Source organism: Paenibacillus zanthoxyli JH29, assembly GCF_000520715.1.
GTDB classification, from domain to species: domain Bacteria; phylum Bacillota; class Bacilli; order Paenibacillales; family Paenibacillaceae; genus Paenibacillus_AQ; species Paenibacillus_AQ zanthoxyli.
In genome coordinates, this window is sequence record NZ_ASSD01000632.1 from 1 (window position 1) to 12,076 (window position 12,076).

A 12,076-nucleotide genomic window follows, 5' to 3' on the forward strand; every position below is an offset into this window, starting at 1 on the left:
CATACATTCTTTAAAACGAATCAGGGGAATGGATTTACACGCAGTAATATGAGATTTAGAACGGACGTAGAGCCATTTCAAGATCACATAGGTTATAAGAGCAGCAAACAATTGATTGAATACGGCATTCTTAGTAGTTCCAAAGAGAATGGGTACATTTAAGTTTTGCTTGATCCACCGAAAGAACACTTCGATGCCCCATCTGGCCTTGTACATGTCAGCGATTTGTTCCGCAGACCGATGCTTAAGATTGGTAGCGACTCTTATTTCATGACCATAATCATCCGTGAAGATGAGCACCCGATGCCGAAGCTTCGATTGACATTGCGGCGTCCCCCAATAACAAGTGACGTCCTTGACGACATTTGAGGTTGTTTTCCCTTCTCGTTTTAAGGAACGAGATTGCACTAAGGTCACATTCTCTTTGATCCGAGTGACGAAAAATTGTTGTTCTCGCACATACTGATCAAAGCGCTTGATTTTTCCGTACGCGCGGTCATAGACGTCTTTGTTGGCAAGCCGTTCTCCAATAGGTCCGTCGTGAGCAGACCCGATGGTTTCAATCACCTGAACCGGCTGCTCCGTGTCTGCCGCAAATGCCACATGCAGTTTAATTCCTGCGCGTTCTCCATGAAATAAGGCCCAGGGCAGTCTGGTTTTTCCCACCGTGAGGGTCGTAGAGTCAACCAGTAACAGGTTCTTGGGAATACCCAGGCGACGTTTCGTGGCCCGATTACATTTCGAGAGAAGTCGATGAAATAATTCTTTGAACAACTCATACGGCACTTCACTTGCTTTGGAAGAGAAGGTAGAGTAACAAACAGGCATCAAGCCGCATGTCACCGCTTTTCCTACGCCGGAGCGGTAGCTATCCCACTGGCCTAAGGCCGAGTGCATAAAGAAAAGGAGCAGTTGGCTTGCTGTAAACTTGGTCGCTGTGTCCTTATACTTCAATTCTTGCAGAATTTCATGTACATCTTCTTCCGTCAATAGCGTTTGAACTAGGTTGGTGAACGTGGTAGACTTTTTCATGAGGTCGCCTCTTTCGAATCGAGTTCTGTGCGAAAGAACGGTCTTTTTTCAATTTTGTTATTCCTTATTTTGGGTAATCAACAGGCGTTTTGTCTTATATTTCTACAAGAAACGGTACCGTTCCTAAAAAGACGGTACCGTTTCTTCATGACAGGCAGGAGAAAGGGCGCACTAGGCGATGCAATTGGTGAACTGCTGCTGGAACCAGGCTTCGTCCAAATGCCGTCCAATAACGACGAATTCACTGATACGCTGCTCATCTTCCCGCCATAGCCGGTCCGGGTAGGCGCTGAACAGCATGTGGATGCCTTGAAAAACAATTCGCTCCTCCAAGCCTTTAATGTTCAGGATCCCTTTATAACGGAAGGTGTCGGCGCCATGTTCGATCAGCCATTCGTTGATAAAACCTTCCACCTTGTCCAGATCCAGCGGACGGGTCTCGCGGAAGAACAGCGAGCCGACTTCATCGTCATGCTCATGATCTTCCTCCTCCAGGAATCCCGGCTCAATCTCCAGCTTCTTGTCGAGATTAAACGCATGGATACCGAGAATTTGATTAATTTCAATTTTCGATTGCTGAGTCCGGTATAGAGTCGCAGCCGGATTCATGGCGCGCAAGCGCTGTTCAAGCTTCTGAAGCTCCGTGTCTGATACCAGATCCGTCTTGTTCACCAATAGAACGTCGGCAAAGGCTACCTGCTCTTGGGCTTCATGACCATCGTTCAGATGCTGTTCAGCATGTTTGGCATCCACCACCGTAACAATGGCATCCAGCCGGTAGTCGCTTGAGATCGAAGGGTCCACAAAAAAGGTTTGAGGGATCGGCCAGCCCGGTTGTCTCAATCAATACACGATTAAAATTAACCTTGCGGCCTTTTTTGCCTAATCGGGCATCCGACAGATCTCCGAGGATACGAATCAGGTCGCTGCGGACCGTACAGCAAATGCATCCGTTGTTCATTTCAAAAATTTCCTCGTTCGCTCCCACCACTAGCTGGTTGTCGATACCGACTTCTCCAAACTCATTGACGATAACGGCGATTTTTTCTCCATGGTTGGCATTCAGTACATAATTCAACAAGGTTGTTTTGCCGGCGCCTAAAAAACCGGTTAGAACAGTGACCGGAATTCTCGAATCGGTTTGTACGGCAGGGGACATTGCAGCACCTCCAGTTATTAGTAATAATTACGAATAATATAAATATAAGTCTTACAGAATCGGCTTGTCAAATCATCCAATGAAAGAAGAATAAAAAGCTTGACAAAATTATTCGTAATAGTTACGATCAACAAATAGTAAATATTACGAATAATGAGGTTATGATTTTTTATGAGAGTTGTTATTACTTTGGCTTGCACTGAGACGGGAGATCGTAATTACACCACGACTAAGAACAAGAAGAATCATCCGGAGAGGCTCGAAATGCGAAAGTATTGCCCAAGACTGAAGAGACACACCTTGCACCGCGAGACACGCTGAACAAGGAAATTCCCGAAACCGTTCTAAGCGGCTATTTGGGATCGGTAAAGATTACCCTGCTAAATTCTTATGATTACGTTATTTGGGAAGGAAGAAGCGAATGTGATTTTATCCTCCTTGCGCGATGTTGTATTCGGATATGAAGATGAACCGGTGATTGAGCACTTATCGCTGGATATTCATTTTGGGCAGTTTATCGGAATAGCGGGACCCAACGGCGCAGCCAAGTCCACCTTGTTGAAGCTGATTTTGGGATTGTTAAAGCCCTGGAGCGGAACCGTCCAGTTTGCGCGGGAACGGGAGGACGGCTTAAATATCGCTATCGGTTATGTGCCGCAGCAAGTCTCTTCTTTCAATGCCGGGTTCCCCAGCAAGGTGATTGAACTGGTGCGTTCCGGCTGTTATACGCGTTTAGGGCTGTTTAGACGGTTTAATTCACGAGAGAACGCCATTGTCGAACGAAGTCTTAAGGAAGTGGACATGTGGGAATACCGCAACCGGAAAATCGGCGAGCTGTCGGGCGGCCAGAAACAGCGCATTTGTATCGCCCGGGCGCTGGCTCAGGAGCCGGAAGTATTGATTCTGGACGAGCCGGCGACAGGAATGGACCTGGCCAGCCGGACAGGGTTGTATGAGCTTTTGAACCATTATGTCCGGCAGCATGGCCGAACGGTCATTATGGTTACGCACGCGTTGGAAGAGACGAGTCCGTATCTGGACACGAGGATCAATTTGGAGCGAAAGGAGAACGAGGGATGGCAATGTTTGGTTACGAATTTATGCAGCGCGCATTTTGGGCTGGGAGTCTGATCGCTGTCATCGGGCCGGTGCTCGGGGTGTATCTTGTGCTGCGCCGGCAGGTGCTGATGGCTGATACCTTGTCCCACGTGTCGCTGGCAGGCGTGGCTCTGGGATCGGTTCTAAATCTTAATCCCTCGCTCAGCGGGTTCATCGTTGCGATCCTTGGCGCTCTGATGATCGAGCGGCTTCGCCGGGCCTACCGTACATACAGCGAGCTTCCAATCGCAATTATCATGACTACCGGTCTTGCACTGGCAGTCGTTCTGATGAGTCTCAAGCAGAATTGGAGCAAAAGCTTCAGTTCTTACCTGTTCGGCTCCATTGTTGCCGTCAGCGACACCCAGCTCCGTCTGATCGCTCTGGTGACATTACTCGGCTTACTATTCTTCGTCGTGCTGCGCCGGCCGCTGTACAATCTGGTCTTTAATGAAGAAACAGCTGTCATTTCCGGAGTGAGAGTTCCGCTTCTTTCCTTCGGGTTTGCGGTATTTACCGGAATGACGGTCGCGGCAGCAATACCGGTTGTGGGCGTTTTGCTTGTTTCCGCGCTGATTATTCTGCCGGCCTCGCTTGCGTTGCGTTTGGCCTCCGGCTTTGCGGCCGCCATCGCTATTGCCGTTGGAGCCGGGCTGATCGGTATGTTCAGCGGGTTAACCGCTTCTTTATATGCTGGATACTCCGCCCGGGGGTACGATCGCGTTGATTTTGGTTGTTTTATTGCTCTTGGCAATCGCACTTCAGAAATTACGCAGCTACAGATATCGCCGTACGGCGAGAAAATTGTATAGAAATGGGGTTGTTTCAAGATGAATATGCACAAAAAAACAAAGAAACGTAAAGGTTATCTTGCTGCTTTGTCGCTATCCGCCATACTCGCGGTTACGGGCTGCGGTTCCGGCAACAATGGGGCAGGAGCCAATGAGGGTGGAAATCTTACGGCCTCGCCTTCGCCAATCCTAGAGACTTCGCCCGGGGCGGAAAAGCTGCTGATCAAAACTAGTTTCTATCCGATGTATGAGTTCACCCGCAATGTGGCCGGTGATTTGGCTGAGGTTCAAAACCTGATTCCGGCAGGCGTCGAGCCGCATGACTGGGAGCCGACGCCGCAGGACATGGCCGGAATCTCCGAGGCCGATGCTCTGGTGTATAACGGTGCAGGTATGGAAGGCTGGATAGACCAAGTTATGGAGAGTACGAAGGGCGGCGGGTTAAAGGCGATTGAAGCCAGCAAGAATATTGAGCTTATGGAGAGTATGGAAGAAGAGAAAGACCACGCCGATGAAGAGGGTAAACATGAAGAGGGAGAAGAGGGCCATGACCATGGCGGCCTGGACCCCCATGTGTGGTTGTCTCCGGCGCTTGCGGTTCAGGAAGTCCGTAATATTGAAGCGGGCCTCGCAGAGATTGCTCCCGAGCATGCGAAGGAATTTAAGGCCAACGCAGACGCCTATATCGCCAAGCTGAAGGAATTGGATCAGGAATTTAAAGACGGCCTGGCTGCGGTCAAGCGCAAAGACTTTATTACCCAGCATGCCGCATTTGGCTATCTGGCCAAGGAGTATGGACTCACGCAGGTGCCGATTTCCGGATTGTCTCCCGATCAGGAGCCTTCTGCCGCGCAAATGGCCGGAATCGTGGAATTCGCAAAGGAACATAATGTCAAAACGATCTTCTTTGAAACCCTTGTCTCATCAAGCGTAGCGGACACCATCGCGGCAGAAATTGGTGCCAAATCCGCTGTATTGAATCCGATTGAGGGCTTAACGGAAGACGATATAGCGAATCATCTGGACTATCTTGCGATTATGCGGCATAATCTTGAAGCCTTAAAGGCTGCCTTGAACGCATGAAGAATCCCTGAACGGATTACGAGATTAAGGGGATGAGGATATGGAAGACAAATGGGAGAACATGATAAAAGCAATGGAAGCAAAGGGAATTAGGATGACGGCGCAGCGAAAAATGATTGCCAAAGTATTCTCATTCTCTCCCGGTTTTGTGCTCCCGCGCCAAATTCATTCGTTTATTTCGGAATCTTTTCCGGGAGCGAGCTATGATACGGTTTATCGAAATTTGCGATTGCTCGTTGATATTGGGTTGATCGAGCAGTTTAATTTCAACGAAGGGGTTCGTTTCAAATTGAAGGTCGACCCGGATCAACACCTTCATTACTTAATTTGTACGAGCTGCCATAGAACGTATCCGCTTCATTTCTGTCCCATTGAGAACGGGATTAAACCGCCGGAATCATTTAAAGTGATGGGTCATAAATTCGAAATTTACGGGATATGCGGCGATTGTGCGGATCAGACTGGGTCTAGCTAGTAAGTAATAAGATGAAAATTATGGCCGCTATCTATTCAGATGAAGCTGGAGCGCCGGTTAAAGTCTCGATATCCGTTGATCCGAAAATAAGCAAAGCAATAACAATAATAAGAAGAATGTTTCCGGCAAAATTTTCTCCATCGAAGCCGCTCATTAGATTCCCCGCCTTTTTCGTGAGATTATTTGCTGTTTCCAGTTTTCTTTTTTAATGCTTCCATAAGATCATTCAATGTTAAGTTGCCGTTATCATTCATAAAGTTAACCAGCTTTTCGACATTGCTGTCGCTTAAATCGCTTAATTTTTTGTATCTGCCTACCAGGCTGACGAATAGAGAAGCGTTAGTGTACAATTGCACGGAATCCACTTTAAGCTTTCCGGTCAACAAAAGCGCAGCCACGGTTAATTCAAGCCCTCTACTTTCCTTAAGTGCGGAACCTGTGGTTTTCTTTTTGGCGCTTGAATTTTTACGTTTTCCGAGAGGAGCCATGATTCTCCCTTCCTCCCTAAGCATTATCTTGAAAAAGGATAAACTGGCGCATCTTCTGTACCACAGTTTATGCTTGCTCCAAGCTTTTTGTGAATAGGGCGATCAGGAAAGGAAAAAGAGATCACCCATTCCAGCCTCAAACATAACTTGAACATGGAAAGGAGGCGATGGAATGGATCTACTCTGGGTATTAATTATTGGCGGACTGATTGGTTGGTTAAGCGGCAATCTGATTGGCAGAGACGTGCCTGGAGGCTTGGCCGGTAATATCGTGGCCGGGTTCGTTGGATCTTGGTTGGGTACAGAATTGCTTGGGAATCGCGGACCGGTCGTTGGAGGATTTTATATCGTGCCGTCGATTGTCGGCGCTATTGTGGCGCTGCTAATTTTTTTCGCGATTGCGCGGGGGGATGGCTGCCGAAGACGATAAACGGCATTGGTGCCAAAAATAGTTTGGATTCAGCCCAGCACTTATCCACGGCTGCCTTAATAGGATGTGGTGAAGTCGCACAACCTTAAGGAGGAGTACAACGGATGCCAAAGAAACGGCCCACAGTAAAGAAGAAAGCCGCATCTCCTAAACAGAGACATGTCCATGAATTTGAAGGCAGCACTCAACTGGCTGAAACAGGCGCAGATCGGCATAATCATCGCTTTGCAGGCGTTACAGGGCAAGCGATTCGGGTGGGAAAGACTCATGTTCATGAAATTGATTTCGAAAGAACGGATTTCCTGGACCATTTTCATAATCTAAGAAGAATTAGAACGGGACCGGCTATTCCGGTTGGAAATGGGAAGCACGTACACTTTGTAACCGGCCGAACCACATTAGTCGATGGTCATGTACACCCATTCAAATTCGCAACATTGATTGAGGCACCTCTTGTCTAACGTCTAAGGCTTGTCCCTTCGTGTTATTAGGTCAATCAGAGATTTCTGGTTGGCCTTTTTTACTGGCTACATTTCTGGGCGGCCATCAGGCACTCTCAGGTCTATGGGTGAATACCCTGTAAGCGAAGTGGTTCAAACCTCAGTTAAGGCGGTGTCATCCCATTATGTATTATCAACCTTATGTTATTCCCCAGCCTGCGTTAGCCAACTGGCCGTACCCTCGCAGCAGCGATATGGTGATTGGGCTTATCCAGCAATCCATTCAAGGGGAACGAAACGATGAATTGTTCTATGATTTTCTAATCAAGCTTGCGCCTACCCAGCAGCAGAAAGAGGTTATTACAGGTATTCGCGATGACGAGAGAAAGCACAGGGCCATGTTCAGAACTTTATATACACAATTAACTGGCAAGGCTCCTGCCGTGGCGGACGAAGCTCCCGAACAACTGCCCGCCAGTTATCTGGAGGGAATTGAAAAAGCTTTGTTAGGCGAGTTAAAAGCTTTTGAAAAATACCGTACGATCTATCTGCATATCAATCCCCAGTACCGAGATTGGATATTCGAGATTATGACGGACGAGATAAAACATGCAGGTTATTACAACTGGCTGTACGCCAAAAACAAATAGGACATCCGTCAGGAGATCATTTCCAATTGGCCCATACGCTATTCCTTCCTTTGACATATTCTGTGTTGTATTCAATTGCAGAGGAGGTTATCGATCATGGGTGCTGATTGTGGCGGTGTTGGTGGAGCAAATTATGGACCAATGTATCCTTGTAATTCGACGGGAGCAATTCTGGTTCTCTTCATCCTGCTTGTTATTATCCTTAAATCCTGTTGGCTCTAGTAGCGAAAACCGGTGCAGCCCCTTCAAGCTTGGCTTGGAGGGGTTGTCATTTGATAATGAGTTCGATCCGTGTTCCATCCGGGTATTGCTCCAGCTGATTCCCAATCCAACTGCCCGCCCCGCGGTTGTCAGCCGGTGATATGTATGAGATATCCGCCCCCGTTCCGCCTTCTTTGCACATAGCCATAGGCCATTCATCGCGGTCATAGCTCTTTCTGGTAGGGACGCCTTTTAGGGATTCTTTGCGGTTCTCCTCGGCTCCGCCACGGTCAATCGTACATATTCTGGATTCACCCTTATCAATGGCCTCCTCAATATGCTCTGCCGTCTCCGGGTATTCATCCGCCGGGAAGATGAGCTGCACCACCTCTGAATCGGAGGCAGGAGGATTCTCGAAGTTCCAGCCGTTTCTTTCGGCGAGGTAAGATAGCACCAGAAGCAGCAGAATGATGATGAGAAGATGGGTCTTAGGCTTTCGTCTACGCACTTTAATCTCCTTTCAATGAATAGCGTGGCGAGGTACATTTCATTATAATCCATTAGGGGAGTCTGTCACAGAGGATTCCCATTTTTTTAGTTGCGCATTTCCGCAATCTTTTCTATCCTTTTAACAGGAGGGATAAATACATGAGAACAGCCTTACTGGCAGTCGCGGTAATACTACTTCTACTGCTTAGCGCCTGCGGCGGAGGAGCACCAGCTGCATTGTCCCATGAAGATGTGCAGAAGAGCGTTCAGCAATTTTACGACGAGATGTCGACACTTGATCAGAGTGCGAAATCGTCCCTGGATGATTTTAACGAAGCGCTTGCTTCCTACTCGGGAGGCTCGTTAACGGCTGATGAGCTGGACAAGGCCATCAAGAAATTTCAGGATACGGCATCCGATTTATCGGAGCAGGCTGATGACGTAAAGATTCCATCCGGACTTCCGGATAATGTCGAGAAGCTTCTGGCAGAAGCCAAGGACTCTTTGCAAAAAGCCTATGAGATCAAAAAAGAAGCCTCGGAAAGCGCCGTTTCTCCCGATGTAACCGCTGAACAGTTCGATCAAATGAATAAAAATGCGGATATTGTTATGCTGTACGGCATTTCCAAGCTTAATCAAGCGAGAGAAGCAATCGGGTTGATGGATACGAAGAAAAGCGAATAGACCGGATCAACCAACCCGGGTAATAAGGCGCGCAGCGGCAGCAGCTGTCAGCGCCTTTTTCGCTGTCATTTTTTCCTTGTTGATTCAAGAGCGGAATAGTGGATATAATACAAACATACGTTCCTATGTTGGAGCGCGGAGAATATTTGTTGAAAAAAGGAGGCGACTCCCTTTGGGTAAGAAACTGGAGGGAAACGGACTTTGGGAAAGCAGCCGCATGATGCTGCCTGAGCACAAGCAGCGGATTCTGGAGCAACAACGGGAGGTACTCCGACGGGAACCGCCTGTGCTCGATGACCAGAAGCGGGAAGAGATGGAAAGGATGCTGACGCTATCGCTGCGGGAGCATGTCCGGGTAACAGTTGTTCTGTTCGATTCTTATGAGGATGTGCGGCTGAGCGGGTTTGTCACCTCCATTCATGCCCACTCGCGTGAAATCAAGCTGCAATGGGCGGACGAATGGAGATGGATCGGGCTGGACTGCATTATCGACGTGTATCCTGGTTAAAAATGGGGCGGGCTAACGAACTGTCTGGTGGCGTCCGCGCCCGTCTGTTCTTTTTAGTACAAGAATGCTTGCGCTAATCTGTGCGGTTCGGATTTAAGGTTAACGCTCCGTCTCTTCGCTTTTCTCAAAGGCGATCAGCGTAACGGGATTCCCTGTCAATCGGGCGATGCTGGCTTCGGCGCTGCGAATGATCTCGACGGCGTCGTCCTGCTTCTCCAGGGGCGCAATTTTATAGCTGTCAAAATATAAATCCATGGTTGATCCCACCTTTCTGTAAGTTAGTGTTCCCGGCGGCGGTAGAATAATGCGGAATGCTCTGCATAGAGTGGGGCGTATGGGGAGAAGCTAACAGCGACTAACATAAAAGGAGGGACACACCTTTGAAAAAGAAGCTGATGGCTAGCCTTGCATGCAGCGCTGTTTTATCGATGAGTCTGATGGGTGTCGGTTATGCAGAGAGTACATCTGTGGCCGAGGTGGGAAGCGTGACCAGTAACGCTGTCGAAACTAATGGCGAAATGACCGCCAACATGTATCGCAGCGACCGGGGAACCTATCCTACAGGTACCACGTACACCAACGATACGGTGACCGCACCGGGCCGTACGGGCACAGCCGTTACTCCGCTGGGCACTACGCATACCGGCACATACCGCACTACAAACGTAGCACCCCGCACGAACTATTCCAATTGGGGATGGCTCGGTCTGCTTGGCCTGTTCGGTCTGGTGGGTATGAGAAACAGAAGCGGCGAACGCCGTTAATTTGGAGTAGGAACAATGGCCCGTATCCGGTGAAGCGCCGGTACGGGCTGTGTTTTGTCCAAGTGCTGGAAGAGCAGATGCCCAGAAAAAATAATGATTGCGTCAACTCAAGAATCATGGTATTATATATCTTGTCGCGTCACGCGAGAAAATGCGTATTATTTAGCGCATTCCCCTGCCGGGGTGGCGGAATTGGCAGACGCACAGGACTTAAAATCCTGCGGTAGGTGACTACCGTACCGGTTCGATCCCGGTCCTCGGCATCTAATCTATAGGTATTTGGAAATGATCGCATGCTCCCTTTTTTAAGTGGGTATCTGTGCGATTTTTTTCGTGTCCAAAACATTCAGACATTCGCACAGGGCATTAGCCGAAGTGGAATTATACTCCTATAGTATCGGGGCATCGGGAAAGGCAATCGGTTTGCGAGCAAGCTAGACCTTCCCGGTTAATATCTCAACCATGATTCTTGCTCCAAGCCGGAAGCCGTATGTAAAAGAAGAGGCCAGTTCCATTCCATGTGTCTGAGCGTATAAGTCCAGCAGAGCCTCAAGCTCCTCAAACTCCTCCTCGGAATGCCGCTTTTTCCAAGCCTCCATCGCCTCGGATGTCTTTCGGCTGATCTGCCGATAATTCGGGTCGCTGGAGATCACTTTTTCATCGGGACACAGGTTACCGTGATACAATTCCTCCAAAAGGCTTCTCATTCCATCCCCATCCTTTTAGTAAAAATCCGTAAATTGAGTGCTTTTGTTCTTGCCTCGATGCTATCGAAGTATAAAGAATACCCAAGCTCAATGTTAATTTATGCGAAAAATGCATAAAAGTCAATATGCGAAATTCGTATAAACTAAGATAGCGTTGGGTGATGGATTATGTATAAAAGAATTCGGGACTTACGGGAAGACAAGGATTTGACCCAGCAAGAGCTGGCAAATATGCTTCACATCACGCAAGCTACCTATTCCCGATATGAAAGCGGTGACTTGGACATCCCGACTGCGGTATTGATCACGTTGTCCAAATTTTACGGCGTCAGCATTGATTATCTGCTGGGACAAACAGACAATCCTAAGCCAAATGACAGGAAACGGCATTAGCAGGAATCATAGGGAAGCCACTTGAGAGATCCTCTTTTGAACTATCTGTTTTGCAAAAACAGGTAGAGGCAAAGGAGGATTTTTTTATGACTTTACGCGTAACCGTCGTTGTTCTTGATGCCTCTGGATTGCGGAATCCGGCCAAGAAGCCATTAGTTTGATGGAAGCGGATGTTCATCCGCGCGCTATGAAATCTACATTGCAACGAAAGTCGAATGATGAAATGTTCTATTAATCTGTAAAATTGCGCAAATTGGCAACCTTATTTTGCCTTATATTACGTTATTTTTAAATTTTGGACATGATACTATTTCATTGTAGTTAACGGTGCAAGTAATAAGCAGCAGGATGGGTTCCAATTGATTTAAGATACGATGCTCCTCAAGGAGCGCGTATTTTAAAAATAAATAATACAAAGGAGGAAGCGGCAATGGCAAACAAAAATATCTTTGATTTGGATGTTCAAGTTTTAAAAAGCAGCAGCCAAGTTGAACCTCAAGTTACAAGTGCATGGGCGTGTACACCAGGCTGTGTTCCAACAGCTACCTTGTGTACCAGTTGTTTAGTGTTTACCACCTGTGCTAAGTAATTGCCTAATTCATTAACCTGTAAGACCGAAGAAGAGAGGTAATCGCTTATCTCTCTTTTTCTCTCTCTTTCATGCTGTGTATGCCGTTATTGTGA

18 protein-coding genes, 1 tRNA gene and 2 pseudogenes are annotated in these 12,076 nt (G+C 47.8%); 14 read left to right on the top strand and 7 right to left on the bottom strand.

Annotation, left to right across the window (positions count from 1 at the left end):
* Positions 1 to 1,032 (bottom strand): IS4 family transposase (locus L691_RS0124150; protein ID WP_025692822.1); only part of this gene is annotated, 1,032 nt, incomplete at its 3' end.
* Positions 1,033 to 1,203: 171 nt separating this feature from the next.
* Positions 1,204 to 2,191 (bottom strand): annotated as a pseudogene (locus L691_RS30040) (CobW family GTP-binding protein).
* Positions 2,192 to 2,362: 171 nt separating this feature from the next.
* Between L691_RS30040 and rpmG the strand changes: the two are divergent.
* From rpmG to L691_RS0124175, 5 genes and pseudogenes are all read left to right on the top strand, one after another.
* Positions 2,363 to 2,512, top strand: a complete 150-nt coding sequence (rpmG, locus tag L691_RS31565) for a 50S ribosomal protein L33 (protein WP_084654446.1) — start codon at positions 2,363 to 2,365, stop codon at positions 2,510 to 2,512.
* A gap of 102 nt (positions 2,513 to 2,614) precedes the next feature.
* Complete coding sequence (locus tag L691_RS0124160) at positions 2,615 to 3,322, top strand: metal ABC transporter ATP-binding protein (protein ID WP_025692823.1); 708 nt, start codon at positions 2,615 to 2,617, stop codon at positions 3,320 to 3,322.
* Positions 3,268 to 4,123: pseudogene (locus L691_RS30045) on the top strand (metal ABC transporter permease). Before L691_RS0124160 ends, L691_RS30045 begins: the two are co-directional and overlap by 55 nt.
* A 2-nt stretch (positions 4,124 to 4,125) precedes the next feature.
* Positions 4,126 to 5,163 (top strand): metal ABC transporter substrate-binding protein, encoded by a 1,038-nt coding sequence (locus tag L691_RS0124170; RefSeq protein WP_025692824.1) that lies wholly within the window; start codon positions 4,126 to 4,128, stop codon positions 5,161 to 5,163.
* A gap of 40 nt (positions 5,164 to 5,203) precedes the next feature.
* Positions 5,204 to 5,638, top strand: coding sequence for a Fur family transcriptional regulator (locus tag L691_RS0124175; protein ID WP_025692825.1), 435 nt, complete (start codon positions 5,204 to 5,206; stop codon positions 5,636 to 5,638).
* Positions 5,639 to 5,669: 31 nt separating this feature from the next.
* Here L691_RS0124175 and L691_RS34010 read toward each other — a convergent pair whose 3' ends face one another.
* Both L691_RS34010 and L691_RS0124185 read right to left on the bottom strand, forming a co-directional pair.
* Positions 5,670 to 5,792 carry a hypothetical protein gene (locus L691_RS34010; protein ID WP_269634886.1) on the bottom strand — a complete coding sequence of 41 codons (123 nt, stop codon included), beginning with the start codon at positions 5,790 to 5,792 and terminating at the stop codon, positions 5,670 to 5,672.
* A gap of 25 nt (positions 5,793 to 5,817) precedes the next feature.
* Positions 5,818 to 6,126 (bottom strand): hypothetical protein, encoded by a 309-nt coding sequence (locus L691_RS0124185; RefSeq protein WP_025692826.1) that lies wholly within the window; start codon positions 6,124 to 6,126, stop codon positions 5,818 to 5,820.
* 172 nt (positions 6,127 to 6,298) lie between these two features.
* Here L691_RS0124185 and L691_RS0124190 point away from each other — a divergent pair, with 172 nt between their 5' ends.
* The 3 genes from L691_RS0124190 to L691_RS0124200 all read left to right on the top strand — a co-directional run bounded on the left by L691_RS0124190 (position 6,299) and on the right by L691_RS0124200 (position 7,646).
* Positions 6,299 to 6,556, top strand: coding sequence for a GlsB/YeaQ/YmgE family stress response membrane protein (locus tag L691_RS0124190; protein WP_025692827.1), 258 nt, complete (start codon positions 6,299 to 6,301; stop codon positions 6,554 to 6,556).
* Positions 6,557 to 6,660: 104 nt separating this feature from the next.
* Positions 6,661 to 7,017 carry a YmaF family protein gene (locus L691_RS0124195; protein ID WP_025692828.1) on the top strand — a complete coding sequence of 119 codons (357 nt, stop codon included), beginning with the start codon at positions 6,661 to 6,663 and terminating at the stop codon, positions 7,015 to 7,017.
* Between the two features lie 164 nt (positions 7,018 to 7,181).
* Positions 7,182 to 7,646, top strand: a complete 465-nt coding sequence (locus L691_RS0124200; protein WP_025692829.1) for a ferritin-like domain-containing protein — start codon at positions 7,182 to 7,184, stop codon at positions 7,644 to 7,646.
* A gap of 268 nt (positions 7,647 to 7,914) precedes the next feature.
* Here L691_RS0124200 and L691_RS0124210 read toward each other — a convergent pair whose 3' ends face one another.
* Positions 7,915 to 8,355, bottom strand: a complete 441-nt coding sequence (locus L691_RS0124210) for a NucA/NucB deoxyribonuclease domain-containing protein (RefSeq protein WP_036738068.1) — start codon at positions 8,353 to 8,355, stop codon at positions 7,915 to 7,917.
* Between the two features lie 140 nt (positions 8,356 to 8,495).
* Between L691_RS0124210 and L691_RS0124215 the strand changes: the two genes are divergently transcribed.
* Entirely contained in the window at positions 8,496 to 9,020 is a 525-nt protein-coding gene (locus tag L691_RS0124215; protein ID WP_025692831.1) for a hypothetical protein, read from the top strand.
* Between the two features lie 172 nt (positions 9,021 to 9,192).
* Positions 9,193 to 9,528 (top strand): YolD-like family protein, encoded by a 336-nt coding sequence (locus L691_RS0124220; protein WP_025692832.1) that lies wholly within the window; start codon positions 9,193 to 9,195, stop codon positions 9,526 to 9,528.
* 99 nt (positions 9,529 to 9,627) lie between these two features.
* On the opposite strand, the gene L691_RS33180 is transcribed toward L691_RS0124220, so the two are convergent.
* Positions 9,628 to 9,783 carry a hypothetical protein gene (locus L691_RS33180; protein WP_198023109.1) on the bottom strand — a complete coding sequence of 52 codons (156 nt, stop codon included), beginning with the start codon at positions 9,781 to 9,783 and terminating at the stop codon, positions 9,628 to 9,630.
* Between the two features lie 140 nt (positions 9,784 to 9,923).
* On the opposite strand from L691_RS33180, the gene L691_RS0124230 reads away from it, so the two are divergent.
* The gene (locus L691_RS0124230; protein WP_332249113.1) at positions 9,924 to 10,292 is read left to right on the top strand and encodes a WGxxGxxG family protein; all 369 of its coding nucleotides are present in this window, start codon (positions 9,924 to 9,926) and stop codon (positions 10,290 to 10,292) included.
* Positions 10,293 to 10,469: 177 nt separating this feature from the next.
* Positions 10,470 to 10,555 (top strand) — tRNA-Leu (locus L691_RS0124235).
* A 171-nt stretch (positions 10,556 to 10,726) separates the two neighbouring features.
* Here L691_RS0124235 and L691_RS0124240 read toward each other — a convergent pair.
* Positions 10,727 to 10,999 carry a DUF6809 family protein gene (locus L691_RS0124240; protein ID WP_025692834.1) on the bottom strand — a complete coding sequence of 91 codons (273 nt, stop codon included), beginning with the start codon at positions 10,997 to 10,999 and terminating at the stop codon, positions 10,727 to 10,729.
* 168 nt (positions 11,000 to 11,167) lie between these two features.
* Here L691_RS0124240 and L691_RS0124245 point away from each other — a divergent pair, with 168 nt between their 5' ends.
* On the top strand, positions 11,168 to 11,392 hold the full coding sequence (locus L691_RS0124245) for a helix-turn-helix domain-containing protein (protein ID WP_025692835.1): 225 nt from the start codon (positions 11,168 to 11,170) through the stop codon (positions 11,390 to 11,392).
* A 430-nt stretch (positions 11,393 to 11,822) separates the two neighbouring features.
* Positions 11,823 to 11,981, top strand: a complete 159-nt coding sequence (locus L691_RS31570; RefSeq protein ID WP_084654449.1) for a gallidermin/nisin family lantibiotic — start codon at positions 11,823 to 11,825, stop codon at positions 11,979 to 11,981.
* Positions 11,982 to 12,076 lie beyond the last annotated feature (95 nt).

Bases quoted from the DNA above. Each gene is read 5' to 3' on its own strand.
- rpmG (WP_084654446.1), top strand. From the start codon at position 2,363: ATGAGAGTTGTTATTACTTTGGCTTGCACTGAGACGGGAGATCGTAAT.
- L691_RS0124170 (WP_025692824.1), top strand. From the start codon at position 4,126: ATGCACAAAAAAACAAAGAAACGTAAAGGTTATCTTGCTGCTTTGTCG.
- L691_RS0124175 (WP_025692825.1), top strand. From the start codon at position 5,204: ATGGAAGACAAATGGGAGAACATGATAAAAGCAATGGAAGCAAAGGGA.
- L691_RS34010 (WP_269634886.1), bottom strand. From the start codon at position 5,792: ATGAGCGGCTTCGATGGAGAAAATTTTGCCGGAAACATTCTTCTTATT.
- L691_RS0124185 (WP_025692826.1), bottom strand. From the start codon at position 6,126: ATGGCTCCTCTCGGAAAACGTAAAAATTCAAGCGCCAAAAAGAAAACC.
- L691_RS0124190 (WP_025692827.1), top strand. From the start codon at position 6,299: ATGGATCTACTCTGGGTATTAATTATTGGCGGACTGATTGGTTGGTTA.
- L691_RS0124195 (WP_025692828.1), top strand. From the start codon at position 6,661: ATGCCAAAGAAACGGCCCACAGTAAAGAAGAAAGCCGCATCTCCTAAA.
- L691_RS0124200 (WP_025692829.1), top strand. From the start codon at position 7,182: ATGTATTATCAACCTTATGTTATTCCCCAGCCTGCGTTAGCCAACTGG.
- L691_RS0124215 (WP_025692831.1), top strand. From the start codon at position 8,496: ATGAGAACAGCCTTACTGGCAGTCGCGGTAATACTACTTCTACTGCTT.
- L691_RS33180 (WP_198023109.1), bottom strand. From the start codon at position 9,783: ATGGATTTATATTTTGACAGCTATAAAATTGCGCCCCTGGAGAAGCAG.
- L691_RS0124230 (WP_332249113.1), top strand. From the start codon at position 9,924: ATGGCTAGCCTTGCATGCAGCGCTGTTTTATCGATGAGTCTGATGGGT.
- L691_RS0124240 (WP_025692834.1), bottom strand. From the start codon at position 10,999: ATGAGAAGCCTTTTGGAGGAATTGTATCACGGTAACCTGTGTCCCGAT.
- L691_RS0124245 (WP_025692835.1), top strand. From the start codon at position 11,168: ATGTATAAAAGAATTCGGGACTTACGGGAAGACAAGGATTTGACCCAG.
- L691_RS31570 (WP_084654449.1), top strand. From the start codon at position 11,823: ATGGCAAACAAAAATATCTTTGATTTGGATGTTCAAGTTTTAAAAAGC.